This window comes from Enhydrobacter aerosaccus, from assembly GCF_900167455.1.
GTDB classification, from domain to species: Bacteria; Pseudomonadota; Alphaproteobacteria; order Reyranellales; family Reyranellaceae; genus Reyranella; species Reyranella aerosaccus.
The window spans coordinates 1-16,841 of the sequence record NZ_FUWJ01000009.1 but is presented as its reverse complement, the minus strand read 5'-3'; the positions used below and the strand labels follow the sequence as shown (position 1 = coordinate 16,841).

Genomic DNA, 16,841 nt, shown 5'->3' with positions numbered 1-16,841 from the left:
TCAGTCTCCCCTGGCTTCCTGCGCCTGTCCGGTCGCGAGAGGCGCTTTCACGACCGACGATTTCACGACCGACATGGGCCGGCTGGGCGTCGCATCGCGGGAAGCAATGACCAGCGCTCCCGCCGGCCCCGCCTGCAGCAGGCGATAGATATAGAAGACGCCGAACAGGAAGATGAAGCCGTAGAGCACGACGTACAGGGCCAGCGAGATCGCCACGGTCCGCGTCGTCAGGAAGGGTGTGGCGGCGTCCGCGGTCCGCAGGACGCCGTAGACGGTCCACGGCTGTCGTCCGACTTCAGCCGTGAACCAGCCGGTCAGCGTGGCGATGAACGGCAGCGGGAAGCTGAGGAAAATCAGCCACAGGAGCCAACGACTCTGCTCGAGGCGATCCTTCCAGATCAGGTATGGGCCCAGCCAGGCCAGCGCCAGCATGGCCAGACCGCAGGCGACCATTATGCGGAACGAGAAAAACGGGATCACGACCGGCGGCCGCTCCTGGACCGGGAAATCCTTCAGGCCAACCTCCTTCGAATCGAAACTCATGCTCGCGATCAGACTGCCCAGAAATGGAATCTTGATCTCGAAGTCGTTGGCCTCCTTCTTCGCGTTTGGCCATGCGATCACGACCTCACCGGCCGGCTGCTCGGTCTCCCATCGACCCTCGATCGCGGCGAACTTGGCCGGCTGGAATTTGTGGACGTAGTCTCCGGTCAGGTGACCAAACAGGAGCTGCGCGGGCACGAAGAGTGCCGCGAGGAAGAGCCCCATGCGAAGCATGACGCGTGCTTCCGCTTCGAACTCCTTGCGCAGGAAATACCACGCGCCGGTCGCCGCCACGCAGAAGGCGCCGGTGATGAAGGAGGCCAGCAGCATGTGGGGAAATCGGACCCACACAACGGGACTGAAGATGATCGCCGCCCAGTCCTTGGGGACGAACGCGCCATTCTCCAGGGCGTATCCGACCGGAACCTGCATCCAGCTGTTGTTGACCATGATCCAGAAGGCCGAGAATGTGGTTCCCAGCGCCACCATCGCGGTCGAGAAGAGATACAGCCAGGGCGGCACGCGGCTGCGACCGAAGACCAGGACGCCGAAGAAGCTCGCCTCGAGGGCGAAAGCCGTGAAGGTCTCGTAGGTCAACAACGGCCCCTGGATGGGACCCGACATGCGCGACAGCACGCTCCAGTTCGTGCCGAACTGGAAGGCCAGGACGATGCCGGACACCACGCCCAGGCCGAAGGCGACGCCGAAGATCTTGAGCCAGAACTCGAAGACGCGGCGAAATACCGGACGATCCGTCGCTTGATACAGCGCCTCCAACACCGCGAGCCAGACCGCCAGACCGATCGTGAACGATGGAAAGATGATGTGGAACGAGACAGTGAAGGCGAATTGCAATCTCGAAAGCAGGAGCGCACTGAGTTCCATTCTGCACCTCCTTATCGCCGGGACGGCTCAGGCCGACTGGCGGCGAACGATCACCGGGATCGACTTCGCCGCAGGCGTGCCGCTCTTCGGGTCGTGATGGGCAAGGGGCAGAAGTGGATTGGTCTCGGGGTAATAGGCGCCGATCGAGCCTCGCGCGATGCTGTGCGGTTTGGCCCAGAAGCCTGCGACGACGCGGCGCCTGCCGTCATCCGCCAACGCCTCGATTGCGACCTGCTCCCCTTCTGCAATTCCCCGCTCCCGCATGTCGGCTTCGTTCATGAACACCACCATGCGACCGCCGAACACGCCGCGATACCGATCATCGAGGCTGTAGATAGTCGAGTTGTATTGATCGTGGCTGCGCAATGTCGCGAGCCGCAGCATCGCCGGGTCCGACACCGGAGGATCTTCGTCGAGTCCGGGAAAGAGGATGAAGTTGGCGCGCCGCGTGCTGGTATTCCAGATCCGTTCGCGCGGTGGGATGTACAGATGGAAGCCGCCCGGCTTCTCGATGCGTTGATTGAAGTTGGCGAACAGCTCGGGAAAGACTTCTTCGATCTTGTGGCGTATGCGGCTGTAGTCCGCGGCAAAGCCGTCCCAGTCGATGCCGCTGGCCGGAAGTGTGGCCTTTGCCATGCCGCAGACGATCGCAACTTCGGATCGCAGATCGGCGCCGGGCGGCTCGACCAGACCATAGGAAGCATGAACCATCGACATGCTGTCCTCGACGGTAACGGCCTGCTCGACGCCGCCCTGCATGTCGATATCGCTGCGCGCCAGGCAGGGAAGAATCAGGGCTTCCTTGCCGTGGACGAGGTGGCCGCGATTGAGTTTGGTACTGATCGCGACCGTGAGGCGGAGATTACGCATGGCTCGCTCGGCAACGCCCGAGTCGGGTACCGCCCGGATGAAATTGCCGCCGAGGCCTATGAATACCTTGGCCCTGCCTTCGATCATTGCGTTAACGGCCTTCACGACGTTGTGGCCATGAGCGCGCGGCGGATCGAAGTTGAAAGCCTTCTTGAGCTGGTCGAGAAACTCGGGGCGGGGTTTCTCGTCGATGCCCATGGTCCGATCGCCCTGGACATTCGAGTGGCCGCGGACCGGGCACACGCCGGCGCCCGGCCGGCCGATATTGCCGCGCAACAGCAGCAGATTGACGATCTGGTGCACGTTTTCCGTGCCCAGCCGATGCTGGGTGATTCCCATGCCGTAGACGACGATCACCGAGCGGGCCTTCATGTAGACCCTGGCCACGCGTTCCAGCTGATCGAACGGCAGCCCGCTCACGCGCAGTATGTCGTCCCAGCCTGTGGCTCGCAGATCGGCAGCGAATGCATCGAAGCCGTGCGTGTGCTCGGCGATGAAGCCGAGATCAAGGACCGGCTCGGCGCCTCGACGCATCGCTTCGTCATGGGCCTCGAGGACCAGCTTCATGACGCCCTTGAGGGCGGCGATGTCGCCGGCGATGCGCACCTGGCAGAATTCGCTGGCGATCTTCGTCTCGCCGAATGTCGCCATCTCCAGTGGATCTTGAGGGGCGGCGAACCGCTCGAGGGCACGCTCGCGCAGCGGATTGAAGACGACGATCGGCACGTGCGCCCGCGAGGCCCTGTGCAGCTCGGTCAGCATCCGCGGACTGTTTGTGCCGGGGTTCTGTCCGATGATGAAGATTGCCTCGGTCTGGGCGAAGTCGTCGAGAATGACGGTGCCCTTGCCGATGCCGATGCTCTCAGGCAGGCCGACGCTGGTCGGCTCATGGCACATGTTTGAACAATCCGGGAAATTATTGGTACCAAACCGGCGCACGAACAGCTGGTACATGAAGGCTGCTTCGTTGGAGGTCCGACCGGAGGTGTAGAACTCGGCTTCGCCGGGATCGTCGAGCGCCGTAAGGTGATGGGCGATCAGCGTGAAAGCATCATCCCAGCTCACCGGGACATAGTGATCCGTTTGCGGCTCGTAGCGCATGGGCTCGGTGAGCCGCCCCTGCTCCTCTAGCCAATAGTCACTCTGTTGGTTCAGTTCACTGACGGTGTGCGCCGCAAAGAAGTCCCGCGTTACCCTGCGCTTGGTGAGCTCGAAGGAGACGGCCTTCGCTCCGTTCTCGCAAAGCTCAAAGGAACCGGCGTGGCGGGCGTCCGGCCAGGCGCACCCTGGGCAATCGAACCCCTTTGGATGGTTCATGGCGAGCAGTGCCGATGCGCCCTTCGTCACGATACTCTGCTCGCGGAGTGCCTTGGCGGTAGCATGCAAAGCGCCCCATCCGCCGGCCGGCGGATTGTAAGGCACGAAATTCGGCACGTTTTTCGATTCGTGGTCGATGTTATCGGTCGCAGTCCAAGGGGAAGATGGTTGCTCGGGCATTGTCTGCTCCTCGGCTGGCCACGACTGGAGAGTGGATCGATTCAGCGCTCCTTCCGAGTTAATCGAGGTGAATCTTTCGATGCACCGCGCGGCAGCACTTCGACGGTCGCTGTCATGCCCTGGACCAGCCTTATCCCGGCGGGAACGTGGTCGATCTCCACGCGTACCGGCACGCGTTGGGCAAGGCGCACCCAGGTGAAAATGGGATTGATCGAAGCGAGGCCGCCCTGGCCCGCACGGGCATTTGCCACGTCGATGCCTCGCGCCACGCTGCCCACGTGTCCCTGAATCTCTGCGGTGTAGCCCATCAGCTTGACGCGCACCGGGTCGCCCTCCTCGATGGCGTGCAGGCTAGTTTCCTCGAAGTAGGCGTCCACCCAGAATGAATCGACGTCGACGATCGACAACACATTGCGTCCGACGCTGGCATAGTCGCCGGTGCGCGCCAGCAGATTGGTGACGTAGCCATTGACGGGCGAATAGATGTGGGTGCGCTTCAGGTTCACCCGCACCCGTTCGAGGTTGGCCAAAGCTTGGCGATAGACTGCCCGGGCACTGATGGCCTTGCTGGCATAGGTCTGCTGCACTTCCACCGAAGTCGCCAGCTGGCTGAGCTGTTGCCGCCGTTGCGCCTCGACTTCCAGATTGTCGGCGTTCGCGCGCTCCTGGTCTGCCGCAGCCTCGGCCAGCCTGACGGCAATCGCATACTCCGTAGGGTCGATGACCATCAGCAGCTGGTCTTTGCGCACCAGCATATTGTCCGCGATTGGCAACTCGACGATTCGCCCGGCGACTTCCGGCGCCAGCGTCACCACATAGGCACGCACAGCTCCATCCCTGGTCCAAGGCGTGGCCATATAGACGTCCCATGTCTTCCGTGCGAAGGGGATGGCAGCCGCGACAACGGCGAGGGTGATCAGCACAGGAACAGCTGCCAGAAGCTGCGACCTGATCTTGGGCGCGGGCATCGCAAATCTCACCCAGCCACGGCCAGCGTAATACATCCGAGTATGATGATGTAGGCACTGAACAGGAACAGCGCCGGGTGCCAGACAAGGCGCAAGACGCCAAGATGTCCAAGAGCAAAGCGCAACACAGCTATGGCCATCCAGGCCGCAATCATCATCAGCGATATTGGTGCCATGTACACGCCGAACACGTCCACCTCAGTGAATGTCACGTCGCACTCGCCCTCTCACCTGTCTAGATTCATGAGCGCGATCGTCCAAGGTCCAAAGTTAATCCGGGTGAATCTGCACTCGGTGCGCGATCGATCCAAATCTCCTCTCTTTCGACCTCAGACGCTGCGCATCGCCGCGATCGCAGGCGCCTAGACCCGGAAAAACATCCTGATCTGCGCGAACAAGTCCGCCGGTTGATCGGTTGGAGCGACATCCCTCGCTGCATCGTCCCGGTGGATCTGAGCAAGCCCCTTCCGGACAGACCGTTCCATCTCGGCGTTCAACGCGGCATTTGAGTGAAGGAGCTTGGCGAGAGCAGCGCCCGGCAACTCCAGGGCCTTCCCATGAGTCAGCGCTTTCAGCGTGAACGACCTCGGCGATCCGGTAATCAGACCAAGCTCACCGATATACTCGCCCGCACCGATCCGACCGAGCACCCGACTGCCGGATTGGCCGCTCTCGCGGGAGAGTTCCAGCACACCGGCCTCGATCACGTATATGGAAGACGAGATGGCCTCCTGCTCAAAGATCGTGTCACCAGGCGAGACCGACTGGACAATGAGGTCGCGGGCCAATCTGTCCACTTCCTCTTGCGAGAGCGCCTCAAACAGGGTCAGTGATCGAAGCAACTCGCCAACCGACATGGGGTGCGGCCGACCTATACCGCCATATCGGAACAACCGGCGCACCTGGCGCAGAAGCGAGCTCTTTGCCGCCGCGACGATTGAGCTGTCAGAGACAGAAAATCGCGCGGCGTAGGTGTTCGATACCAAGTCGGTCCGACAGAGCGTGATCGAGGGAGCGGGAACGGACAGGATGCTCGGGCAAAGAAGCGTTGCTTGCCATATCAGGTCCAGGATCGTTTCCGGAGCGACCTCCGCAGGCGCAACGGTCTCCACCGTCGCTACCCGATGCCTTGTCGGCACGCTCCGATTGACGATCAACCCCTTGGCGACAAGGCTGTTCGGGACAGTGGCGATATCGTCGTCATCCGTATGGATTCGCAGAGACCGCCAGTTCATCTGGACAATGACGCCTTCGACACTATCGCCAATCGAGATTCGGTCCCCTACGTGAAATGGTTGTTCCAGGCCAATCGCAAGACCGCAAAAGACATCCGCCAGCGTATTCTGCAGGGCTAGGCCGAGAACGATTGCGATCACGCCCGACGTGACCAGAAGCCCCTGCACGTTCAGATCGAGGACAGAGTTCAGAATGATCCAAATGGCCGTGATGTAGATGATGGCCGACGCAAGGTCCGAGAAGAGACGCGCTTCGCGTGACTTCTGGTCGCGTCCGCGAACGAATACGATGACGTTCACGACCAATCTGGCGCCTACGAGCCACCAGACCACCACGAGTGCGCGAAGCCAGGCATCGGCGAGGCCAGAGGAGCCGCTGCCAAGATGTGGCAGAGGCGAGCTTCCCCGCCAGAGCAGGTACGTGCCGATCGCCAGGAGCAGCACCGCCTCAATTCCCATTCGGACCAACAAGCCACGTCCGTGCGCAATGATTGTCGCGAAGACGGCAAGGGCTAGCAGGCCAAGCGAAGCAAGGGGGTCATGCATCGGGATCGGAAACGCTTGCGATTTCCCTTCCACCTGTCCGGCCCCATGCGAGCGGCCGTTTGCAGCCGCTCGCGCTGCCCTGCAGCCTCATTTGCCGGGGCCATTGAGGATTTCCATCCGCATTACCTTGACACCGCCTTCGGCAAGCTTCGGCAGCCTGGCGAACCAGGCTGTCACGTAGGGCATCGCATTATGGGCCTCGAAGTCGGCTTGACTTGCGAAGATCTCGTAGAAAATGAAATGCCCTCGCGCCTCGCGGTCTTCCTGGAGGAAATAGAGCAGATTCTTCGGGTCGCTCCGCACGAGCGCCACCAGCGGTAACGTTGCGGCGCGTAGCTCCGCCTCCTTGCCCGGCTTCGCACGCACCTCTGCGACGACCGAATAGGCGCCTTGCGGCACCTGCGAATAGCCCCGTCCTGCGCGCATCTCATCACCCCTTGGTCGCCGACCTGCCGCGGCCGCGGGCCTCCAGGGCTTCCTGGAAGATCTTCTTTACGGGTCCCAGGGCTTGAACGAACTCGAGCTGCTCGCCCTCGGGTCCCTTGCAATAAATCAAAGACCACCCGTTCGATTTTCCCTCGGTGATCTTGATGGTGTTGGCATCGCGCGGAGCGGCCAGGCGCTCCTGTTCAGATGTCACCGTGACCACCCGATTGGCCTTCACCTGCGTCATGCCTCGGCGTGCCGCTTCGACTTCAAGGTCGTGGATGAACTTGTTGAAGTCGACATCGTCGCGAATGTAGAAGCAGATGTGCATCGACCGCGGATAGGCAGGGCTCATATGGTCCCGCGGCTCGGCCCAGCTGTCGCCGCTTCCCATCGGTTGCCCGGCATCGCGATATTGCAGGAGCTCGATCACGACATTGTCGAACTGCACGAAGCGGACGTCGAGTCGTTGCTCGCCCCCCTTCAGGTCGGGCACGCCGATCGTTCGCGGATTGACCTTCCGCTCCCGAGCGATGATCTCCTGATCCGCCAACAGCGTGTTATGGATCGGCTCGCCCTGAAAATCGCCGTCGCGCATCACCTCGTTGCCGCCAAGCACCTCGGTGTAGAACTCGAAGGCCCGATCCATGTTTTGCACGGTGATTCCGAAGTGCTGCACGCCCTGGAGCCGGGCGCCGAGAGTTCCGTTGGGATTTGCCATGACGACCTCCTCAAGCAGGCATGTTCTCGAATTGCGGGAGCTCGAGCGGCACCGCCCATCTGAGGCGGCGCTTGGTGAACATCTCGAGCACCGGCTTGATCTCGTCGCGGTTGTCCAGGCTGCCGAGCGTGACGAAGACCATTCCCGGAAAGCTCTCCAGGTTGTTGGTGAACACCCTGGCCCCGCAATCGGGGCAGAAGTTGCGGTCGAGGCCCTTGCCCGACTGGGCGGTGTAGTGAAATGCCTTCGGTTGGCCACTGATCAACGAGAAATCATCCGCGGGGACGCCGAAGAATGTAGCTGCTTCGCCACCGGAAGCTCTCTTGCAATCAAGGCAGTGACAGACGGCGACAAAGGTTGGATCGGTGTCAAACTGGAACTTGATGGCGCCGCATGCGCACTGGGCCGTATGTTTCTTCGCCATGGATAGAGTGTCCTTTCGACTGATGAGGCTCTTCGACCCGATCGCACGGTCGGGCGATCAGAGCGTCATGACGGCCCTGCCGACGATTTCTCCCCTTCGCAGCAGGTCGAGGAATTCGTTGATCTGATCGAACGTGAACGTCTTCAAGGTGTGGCGGATCTTGCCTTCGGCGGCGAGTGCCATGACTTCGCTCAGGTCGGTATTGTTGCCCCAGTACGAGCCATGGAACGTTTGTTCGCGGTTCACACGCGGGAGCAGTGGCACGCTGATGCGATCTCCGACCAATCCGACGTTGGCGTAGTGCCCGCTGATGCCAAGAAGGCTGAACGCAAGCTCCATCATCTCCGTCGCGCCCGCGCAGTCGATGATCGCGTCGAGGTCCTTCTGGCCCACGACCTTTCCGAGCTCTGCCGCGATCGCTACGGAGGTCTTGTTCTTGACGGTGATGACATGGTCAGCGCCGTTGGCCTTCGCGATAGCCAGCTTGTCAGCGTTCCGCGCGAAGGCGACAACCTTGGCGCCACCACCAAGCAGCTTTGCGTACTGAACTGCGTACGCGCCAAGTCCGCCAATGCCAAAAACGCCGATCACTCTCGCGGGGCCTAGCGCGCCGGCGTCGCGCAGCTTCTTGACGCCCCGGTATGGGGTCAGACCGGCATCCGTGAGGGGCGCGATCTGCTCGAACTTCAGACCCTTGTCTGCCTTGATGAGATAGCGCGCGGGTACCGGCAGGTACTCGGCAAATCCGCCATAGGGGCCAAAACCCGGCCACCGCACGTTCGGGCAGATATGGGTGTTGCCGACGAGGCAGTGGCGACAGATGCCGTCGCCCCAACCCGGCGCCACGCCCACAGGATCGCCTTCCTGAAAGCCGGCCATCCTGGGCACATTCCTCCCGATCCCGGAAACGACGCCGGAGATTTCATGGCCGATCGTGATCGGCGTCGGGATGTCCACGAAGGGACGGAAATAGCCGTCGATCAGCTGCACGTCCGAACGGCACATGCCACACGCCTTCACCTGGACGAGGATTTCGTCCGGTTCGATGTCCGGCACCGGGAGGTCCTCGAGGACAACCGGTTTTCCGTATTCGTGTATGCGGGCTGCTTTCATGCTCGCCTCCTTCTCGCGGTCAATCGGCAGGAGCAGCAGTCGATGAGGGCGAAGCTATCAGCCGCACATCGGGGAAGCAGGTTAAGCGAGGTAAAACAGCCTGTGCCGATCGGGGTCCCTGAGACCGATCGCAGAATTCACCTCTCTTAACTCCTCGTCGAAACGGCACTCGACTACCGTCCGCGGACATACCGACGGTCATAAGAGGAGTGGATCATGGCCAAGGACCTGCAACGCAAGGCGCTGATCTCGATCACCAGTTACAACGGCATCATCTATCCTGATGGCACAAGGACCGGCCTCTTCTTCACCGAAGCCCTGCACCCCTTCGAGGTGCTGACGCAGGCCGGTTTCGATGTGGACCTCGCCACGGAAACCGGCACTTACGGCTTGGACGACCTCTCTCTCACCAGCCAATTCCTGGCCGGCGACGACAAAGCCGTCTTCGAGAACCCCAAGCACCCCTTCAACGTGAAGCTGAACGGGCAATTGAAGAAGGCAGCCGATCTGAACAAGGGTGAGTACGGATTGTTCTTCGCGTCCGCGGGCCACGCCGCCCTCTACGACTACCCGACGGCGCACGGGCTTCAGAGCATCGCAGCCGACGTCTGGGGTCGCGGCGGCATCGTCACGGCCGTGTGCCATGGGCCCGTGCTTCTCCCCGGGGTAACCGACTCCAGGACCGGGAAGTCGATCATCGCCGGCAAGACCGTTACCGGATTCACCATCGAGGGCGAGATCGTGCTGAAGGTCTGGGACAAACTGCAGTCGGACAAAGTCCTTCCCGTCGTTGAAGCGGTCAACAAAGCCGGAGCGGACTACAGCTCGCCCATGCATCCCTTCGACGACTATTCCATCACCGTCGGGCGCCTGATCACCGGAGCCAATCCCGCAAGTGCACGCAGCGCGGCCGAAAGAGCCGTGAAGGCCTTCAACGGCCTTCATGACATCAAGGGACCGACACTGCACATCGCTGCTCAGTGAAGGCCAGGACACGTCATGACGCGGTCCGGGGCGACCAGAATCCGAGCTGCAAGCACCTCTCGACGCGCGGTGCTTGCGGCATTGAGCGTGGCGGGATTGCACGCGGTGTCGGCGATGCCGGCACACGCTCGCGATGAAGCAGATACAGCGAACGGAGTTGGGACAATGGCGACCTTCAGGACGGGCGACGGAACGGAGATCTTTTACAAGGACTGGGGTCCCAGGGCCGCACAGCCGATCGTTTTCCATCACGGTTGGCCTCTCTCGGCAGACGACTGGGACAACCAGATGATGTTCTTCCTCTCCCACGGCTATCGCGTGATCGCCCACGATCGCCGAGGCCATGGTCGATCCGCTCAAACCGACGGCGGCGGCGACATGGATACCTATGCTGCCGACATGGTTGCGCTGGCCGACGCGCTCGATCTTCGGAACGCGGTGCATATTGGCCACTCGGCCGGAGGTGGCGAGGTCGCGCGTTACGTTGCTCGCGCGAAACCCGGTCGTGTCACGAGGATGGTGTTGATCAGCGCCGTGACGCCGCTGATGATCCACAGCGAGAGCAATGCCGGCGGGTTGCCGAAAGAAGTGTTCGACGGATTTCGTGCTTCGCTGGTCACCAACCGCGCCCAGTTCTACCGGGATATCCCGGCCGGTCCTTTCTTCGGCTTCAACCGAACCGGCGCCAAGGCCTCCGAAGGCATCGTTCAAAACTGGTGGCGCCAGGCCATGATGGGCAGCATCAAGGGGCAATACGATTGCATCAAGGCCATGTCGGAGACCGACTTCACTCAGGACCTGAAGTCGATCGGCCAGCCAACGCTCATTCTCCATGCCGGCGACGACCAGATCGTACCAGTCGCCAATTCCTCTGTGGCCGCCAAGCTCGTGCGCGACGCGAGCCTGAAGGTCTATCCTGGGCTGCCGCACGGCATGTGCACCACCCATCCCGATATCGTCAATCCAGACCTGCTGGCTTTCGTGAAAGGTTGACAGGCGCGTCGTCAGGGTGACGCCGCCGCCTTTCGGGCGAGGAAATCGCGGACCAGCGGCGCCATCTCGTCGAGCTTGTCCTCCAGGGCGAAATGGCCGGTATCGAGCATATGGAACTCGGCGTCCGGCAGGTCACGCCGATAGGCGTGCGCTCCTGCTTCGGCGAAGACCTTGTCGTTCTTGCCCCACACGATCAGCGTCGGCGGTTTGCGGTCGCGGAAGAACTGCTGGAATTGCGGATAGAGAGGCACGTTGGTGCGATGATCGTAGAGCAGATCGAGCTGGATGTCCTTGTTTCCCGGCCGATCGAGGAGCGCCTGATCAAGAGTCCAATTGTCGGGGTTGATGCGCGACACGTCGCGAACGCCATCGGTGTACAGGAACCTGGTCGTCTCGAGCTTAAGCAGGCCCGACAGCGCCTCGCGGTCCTTGTCCGATCCGCTGGACCAATACGCTTTGATCGGATCCCAGGACTCCTTCAGCCCCTCCTGATAGGCATTGCCGTTCTGGACGATGAGGGCGCTGACCCGCTCGGGATGCTTGAGGGCGAGCCGATATCCGATCGGTGCGCCATAGTCCATTACGTACAGGGCGTAGCGGCCGGCGCCGATCTGGCCGAGGAGCACATCCACCATGTCGGCATAGTGGCCGAAGCTGTAGACGAACTGCTTGTGGTCGGGCGCATCGCTTTGGCCGAAACCGGGATAGTCCGGTGCGATGACGTGATACTTGTCGGCCAGCAGCGGCATCAGGTTCCGAAACATGTGCGACGATGCCGGGAACCCATGCAAGAGCAGCACGACAGGTCCGTCGACCGGTCCGGCTTCGCGGTAGAACATTCTGACGCCATCGACCGTCACCGAGCGATAGAACGTGGCGACCCACGCTTGGGGCTGTCCTGTCGCCGCCTTCTCCATCGGCGCAGCGAAGACCTGAGGAACCTGCGGCACGCAGACGGTGGCAAGTGCCAAGGAAAGAAGGAGTCGATTCATCATGACCTCCATCGAGCCTGTTTCAATGGGATCAAGTCCTATGCTGTTCCTCTCCTCAACAGTCGTTACGTTCCGTTAAGCCAGGTAAATTCAATTCGGGCGGCGAGGCCGAGGCGTATCGATAGAAGCAGGTGAACTGCTGCTTTCGCAACGCGGCGACCATTTTGGCAATCTCTTCTGCTCGGCCAACGATCTCTCGGGCCGTGAGCGGCGGGTCGAGCTGCGCACGCGCACGCTCATCAATTTGTTGAGTGTTCCGCAATGCCTCGACCGCGACCGACGCTACGAACTGGTAGCCCCGGCCGTAGACAGTGGCAACGTAGATCGGTTCCTTTTGTGCATCGCCGAGAGAGCGCCGGAGATTTGCCATGTTGACCTTGAGATTGCTCTCATGAACGAACAACCGAGGCCAGGCTATCGCCATCAGTTCGTCCTTGGTGACCAGTTCTCCCCGTCGTTCAACCAGCGCCGCCAGGATCGTCAGGGAACGTGATCCGAGGCGAATCGGGGCGCCATCGCGCAAGAGAAGCTGACGTGCGGGGATCAGCCGGAACGGGCCGAACAAGAACGTCCGGTCCGGCTCGCTGAATCTCGAGTCTCCCCCACGCATGTCGGATGAAGCCCCTACGGGAGCGCAACCGCCGGCCGCCGGCGCATCCACAGCTGTCACAAGCGGAGGTTCTTCCGCATCGCGTATCAGTGAACCAGAACGAACACTCATGGCTCGACTCGCGCTAACTGATTGGGAGGGGGATCATATGGACTGCAGAACCTGAAGTCCTTTCGCTGTTCTGGGATTTCCTGAATAGTCGGGTCGTGCGCACGTCGGCGCCCGCAGCTATTTGCATAGCTACAGGTCCGTGACGTTCAAGTTGACCGCTCCACGGGAAGTCTGAAAAAATCTTAGAATTCCTGAGTTTGAGGTCATTCTTGTCCGAATCTGATGATCCGGAGCGACGGCCAGGTAGACTCGAGATTGATCTCCCTCAGCGTGAGTTGCGCGTGGATGGAGAAGCGGTGCCCATAGGGGGCCGGGCCTTCGACGTCCTGCAGGCTCTCGTCGAGGCGGCGGGAATCGTCGTTACCAAATCGGATCTGATGGGGCGGATCTGGCCCAACAGCATCGTCGGCGACAATGCCCTTCAGGTGCATGTATCGGCTATTCGCAAGGCACTCGGTGCGGATCGGCGCTTGTTAAAGACAGTATCCGGTCGCGGCTACCGCTTGCTCGGCGACTGGACCGTGCGGCGCTCCCCGGACGCCGCCGACCCCCATGAATCCTCGCCAGCACCGTTAGATGCGCCGCCATCGGCATCCCATACCTACCGGTCCGGCGACTGCGAGATTGACCTGGCGCAACGTGAATTGCGGATCCACGGCGCTTCGGTCCCGCTCGGCGGCCGCGCCTTCGACCTCCTGGCGGCACTGGTGGAAGGAGCAAACGAGCTCGTCACCAGGGACCAACTGATCGAACGTGTATGGCCTGGCGTGTCCGTCAAGGAAGGCGCCATCGAGTTTCACATATCCGCAATCCGCAAGGCGCTCGGCGCTCATCGCGCCATCATCAAAACGATCTCGGGCCGCGGCTATCGTTTGATCGGTGCATGGTCGAGACACCACAGCGACCAGCCGAGATCATCGGTCTCCGCGCCTGGTGCGACCACCCCGACGAACTTGCCGGCGACGAAAATCGATCTGGTCGGTCGAGATGCGTCTCTCGAATACCTGCAGCAGGCCTGTTCCGCCTATCGCCTCGTCACCCTCACCGGTACCGGCGGCATCGGCAAGACCGCGCTCGGGATCGAGTTGGCGCGGAGCCTTCTCCCGGCGTTCGATGGCAACGTGTGGCTGGTCGAGCTGGCCTCGCTCGCGGATCCGAACCTGGTTCCGCTTGCCGTTGCCGAAGCCGTCGGCTTGCCGACCGACAGGGGTGCGAAGTCGGCGGACAGCGTCGCCCGGGACATCGGCGGGCGGCGACTCCTGCTGGTGCTCGACAATTGCGAGCATCTCATCGACGCCGCGACGCAGCTCGCGGAAAGCATCCTGCGCCTCTCGTCGCGCGCAGTTATTGTCGCGACCAGCCGCGAGACGCTGAGAACCAATGGCGAACATGTCTACCGTGTACCGCCGCTGGACGTGCCGCCCCACGAATCCGCTCAGGCCGACGAAATTCTCGGCAACAGCGCGGTGCAGTTGTTTCTCGACCGGGCGGAAGCGACGCACATGGTCGGCCTGCGTGACCGGCAGAATTTGCGCCTGATCGCCAATATCTGCCGCCACCTGGATGGGATGCCGTTGGCAATCGAATTCGCCGCTGCGCGCGCCGCGTCGTTGGGACTGGCGCGGGTGGCCGATGGCCTGCAGGACCGTTTCGCGCTGCTGACGACAGGCCGTCGCACGGCATTGCCGCGCCATCAGACGCTGCGTGCGGTTCTCGACTGGAGCTATGCCCTGCTGCCGGACGCCGAGCGTTTGCTGCTCCATCGCCTTGCCATTTTCACCGGCGGGTTTTCCTTCGATGCCGCATGCGCGGTGATGCGTGAGCATTCGCCGGCGGACGTCGCGGACGGTATCGCGAGCCTCGTCGAAAAGTCGGTCGTAAATCTAGAACAGGGTACCCCCAACGGACGCTGGCGTTTGCTGGAGACCGTGCGCTCCTACGCTATGGACAAGCTCAACAGTGCCGGCGAGTACGGGGCGACAGCGCGCCGCCATGCCGACTATTTCCGCGACTTCTTCGCTACGTTCGCCCCCCCTGCCAACGAAGAGAGCGCCAGCTCCCCCCTCGCCTCCTTCACCCGCGAAGTCGACAATTTGCGTGCTGCGCTGACATGGGCATTCTCTGCCGTCGGCGACCCCAGTCTCGGGGGGCGACTGACGGCCGCTGCGGTGCACTTCTGGCTGGCCACGTCGCTGCTCGATGAATGTAGAAACTGGGTCGGCAAAGCTCTGGCCAATATGGGCGACAGCGCCGATCTCGAGCAGGAGATGGTTCTGCGCAACGGTCTTGGCCAGTCATTGATGTTTACCGAAGGTATGACTTCGGCCACCCATAGCAATCTGACACGGGCGCTTTCCCTCGCCGAAGCGATCGGCAGCATCGAATACCAAAAGCGCGCGGTGCATGGCCTCTGGCAAATCAGCCTGCGCTCAGTGGAGTTGCGCAAGGCATTGCAGTTGAGCCGACGTTATGCCGCATTTGCACGTAATGATGCCGACCTGGCGGCAACGCGTACGGCTAACCTGATGGTTGGCATGTCCTTAACGTACCTGGCGGAATACGTCGAGGCCTCCAGACTGCTTGAGCATGCCATTCACGATCATCCGGTCGCGCAGCATCAAGGTGAAATGGCATCGCTTGGGCTGGACGGGCTTACTTCAGCCTTTGGACATCTGTCGACCTGTCTGCTCGCGCGCGGCCTGATCGATGCTTCAATCTCGGCCGCTGAACGGTCGATCGAAGAAGCGCAGCAGACTGGGCAGCCTGTTGCTCTATGCTTGGCGATGACGCGACCTGCGGGCTTGCTGTTCCCTGAAATCGGTGCATTCGCCACGGCGGAGCGCTATATCGCGGCGATTCTGGAGCTGGCTGATCGCCACGCACTCCATACCTTCCGCGCCCTGGCGACTTGCGCCAACGGACGCATGCTTTTCATGCGTGGCGACCCAGCTTCCGGGACCACGGCTCTACGATCCGGCCTCGCACAAATGGAGGCAACCGGCTACCGGTCACTTCAAACGATTTTTCGCGGGTACTTCGCCGAGGCATTAACCGCTGTGGGCAACGCCGATGAAGGTCTCGCGGAAGCCGAAGCCGCGCTGCGCTTTGCGGAGCAAACGGAGTATATGCGGTTCGTGCCGGAATTGCTGTGTATCCATGGCCGCGTGATTGCTCATAGCCAACCGGATAACCCAAAGGTGGAGCAGATATTGCGGCGCGCGATCGATCTGTCTCGGCGACAAGGGGCGTTGTATTGGGAGCTGCGCGCAGCGCTTGCTCTGGCGGAACTTTGGCAAGTGCAGGGGCACCGCACGGAGGCCCATGCCCTGCTCTCGCCCCTCTACCAGCGCTTTACCGAGGGCTTGACGACTCCCATCCTGGCGCGTGCCAACACGCTGTTGCAAGAAACCTCAGACGGTCGGTAGACGACCGACGACTGTGGCGACGCAGATTGGCTGATTTTGTGTGTCACCAAGCGAGCGCCAGAGATCGGCCCTGCTGGCTTTGAGGTTCCTCTCATGAAGGAGCAAATTCGGCTAGGCACGCACCCGCAAAAGTCCGCTGAAGCGCATATGCGCGAGTGATCACTGTCTCATCCCCATTCACGGCCCTAGAGCTCGAGTTGAGCTGCTGCCGGTGTGGTGGACGGCTTGTTAAGCTAATCCCACCTTCCGCTCGAACTCAAGCGGGCTGAGATACCCGATCGTGGAGTGACGTCTGGCGGCGTTGTAGAAGCGCTCGATGTAGTCGAACACATCTGCCCTGGCCTCATTCCTGGTGCGATAGGTTTTGCGTGCTGTGCGTTCGGTCTTCAGTGACGAGAAGAAGCTCTCCATGGCGGCATTGTCCCACACGTTACCCGATCTGCTCATGCTGCAGACAATGCCGCTGTCGGCCATCAATCGCTGGAACTGTTCGCTGCT

The 16,841-nt window shown here is 61.6% G+C and carries 15 protein-coding genes; 3 read left to right on the top strand and 12 right to left on the bottom strand.

The annotated features are described in order from the left end of the window. The 9 genes from B5D62_RS24205 to B5D62_RS24165 form a co-directional block, all read right to left on the bottom strand. Complete coding sequence (locus tag B5D62_RS24205; RefSeq protein ID WP_085936628.1) at positions 1 to 1,428, bottom strand: cytochrome ubiquinol oxidase subunit I; 1,428 nt, start codon at positions 1,426 to 1,428, stop codon at positions 1 to 3. 27 nt (positions 1,429 to 1,455) lie between these two features. Beyond that, positions 1,456 to 3,795 (bottom strand): FdhF/YdeP family oxidoreductase, encoded by a 2,340-nt coding sequence (locus B5D62_RS24200; RefSeq protein WP_085936627.1) that lies wholly within the window; start codon positions 3,793 to 3,795, stop codon positions 1,456 to 1,458. A 41-nt stretch (positions 3,796 to 3,836) separates the two neighbouring features. Further along, complete coding sequence (locus B5D62_RS24195; protein WP_085936626.1) at positions 3,837 to 4,763, bottom strand: efflux RND transporter periplasmic adaptor subunit; 927 nt, start codon at positions 4,761 to 4,763, stop codon at positions 3,837 to 3,839. 8 nt (positions 4,764 to 4,771) lie between these two features. Further along, complete coding sequence (locus tag B5D62_RS24190) at positions 4,772 to 4,975, bottom strand: DUF1656 domain-containing protein (RefSeq protein ID WP_085936625.1); 204 nt, start codon at positions 4,973 to 4,975, stop codon at positions 4,772 to 4,774. Between the two features lie 150 nt (positions 4,976 to 5,125). After that, on the bottom strand, positions 5,126 to 6,577 hold the full coding sequence (locus B5D62_RS24185; RefSeq protein ID WP_218191286.1) for a mechanosensitive ion channel family protein: 1,452 nt from the start codon (positions 6,575 to 6,577) through the stop codon (positions 5,126 to 5,128). 54 nt (positions 6,578 to 6,631) lie between these two features. Then, positions 6,632 to 6,970: a putative quinol monooxygenase gene (locus B5D62_RS24180; protein WP_085936623.1), complete on the bottom strand. Its 339-nt coding sequence runs from the start codon at positions 6,968 to 6,970 to the stop codon at positions 6,632 to 6,634. A 4-nt stretch (positions 6,971 to 6,974) separates the two neighbouring features. After that, complete coding sequence (locus B5D62_RS24175; protein ID WP_085936622.1) at positions 6,975 to 7,691, bottom strand: VOC family protein; 717 nt, start codon at positions 7,689 to 7,691, stop codon at positions 6,975 to 6,977. A gap of 10 nt (positions 7,692 to 7,701) precedes the next feature. After that, positions 7,702 to 8,115, bottom strand: coding sequence for a GFA family protein (locus B5D62_RS24170; protein ID WP_085936621.1), 414 nt, complete (start codon positions 8,113 to 8,115; stop codon positions 7,702 to 7,704). 57 nt (positions 8,116 to 8,172) lie between these two features. Next, a complete protein-coding gene (locus B5D62_RS24165; RefSeq protein WP_085936620.1) occupies positions 8,173 to 9,228 on the bottom strand; it encodes an NAD(P)-dependent alcohol dehydrogenase in 1,056 nt (351 codons plus the stop codon). Between the two features lie 216 nt (positions 9,229 to 9,444). On the opposite strand from B5D62_RS24165, the gene B5D62_RS24160 reads away from it, so the two are divergent. Then, entirely contained in the window at positions 9,445 to 10,212 is a 768-nt protein-coding gene (locus tag B5D62_RS24160) for a type 1 glutamine amidotransferase family protein (RefSeq protein WP_085936619.1), read from the top strand. A 165-nt stretch (positions 10,213 to 10,377) separates the two neighbouring features. After that, positions 10,378 to 11,205 (top strand): alpha/beta fold hydrolase, encoded by an 828-nt coding sequence (locus tag B5D62_RS24155; protein WP_231714926.1) that lies wholly within the window; start codon positions 10,378 to 10,380, stop codon positions 11,203 to 11,205. Positions 11,206 to 11,216: 11 nt separating this feature from the next. Here the strand turns inward: B5D62_RS24155 and B5D62_RS24150 are convergent, their stop codons facing one another. After that, positions 11,217 to 12,197 (bottom strand): alpha/beta fold hydrolase, encoded by a 981-nt coding sequence (locus B5D62_RS24150; protein WP_170921106.1) that lies wholly within the window; start codon positions 12,195 to 12,197, stop codon positions 11,217 to 11,219. Positions 12,198 to 12,252: 55 nt separating this feature from the next. After that, positions 12,253 to 12,918 (bottom strand): winged helix-turn-helix domain-containing protein, encoded by a 666-nt coding sequence (locus tag B5D62_RS24145; RefSeq protein WP_218191284.1) that lies wholly within the window; start codon positions 12,916 to 12,918, stop codon positions 12,253 to 12,255. Between the two features lie 281 nt (positions 12,919 to 13,199). Here B5D62_RS24145 and B5D62_RS24140 point away from each other — a divergent pair, with 281 nt between their 5' ends. Next, positions 13,200 to 16,343, top strand: a complete 3,144-nt coding sequence (locus B5D62_RS24140; protein WP_218191283.1) for an ATP-binding protein — start codon at positions 13,200 to 13,202, stop codon at positions 16,341 to 16,343. 228 nt (positions 16,344 to 16,571) lie between these two features. Here B5D62_RS24140 and B5D62_RS24135 read toward each other — a convergent pair. Next, positions 16,572 to 16,841 (bottom strand): IS3 family transposase (locus tag B5D62_RS24135; protein WP_139374067.1); only part of this gene is annotated, 270 nt, incomplete at its 5' end.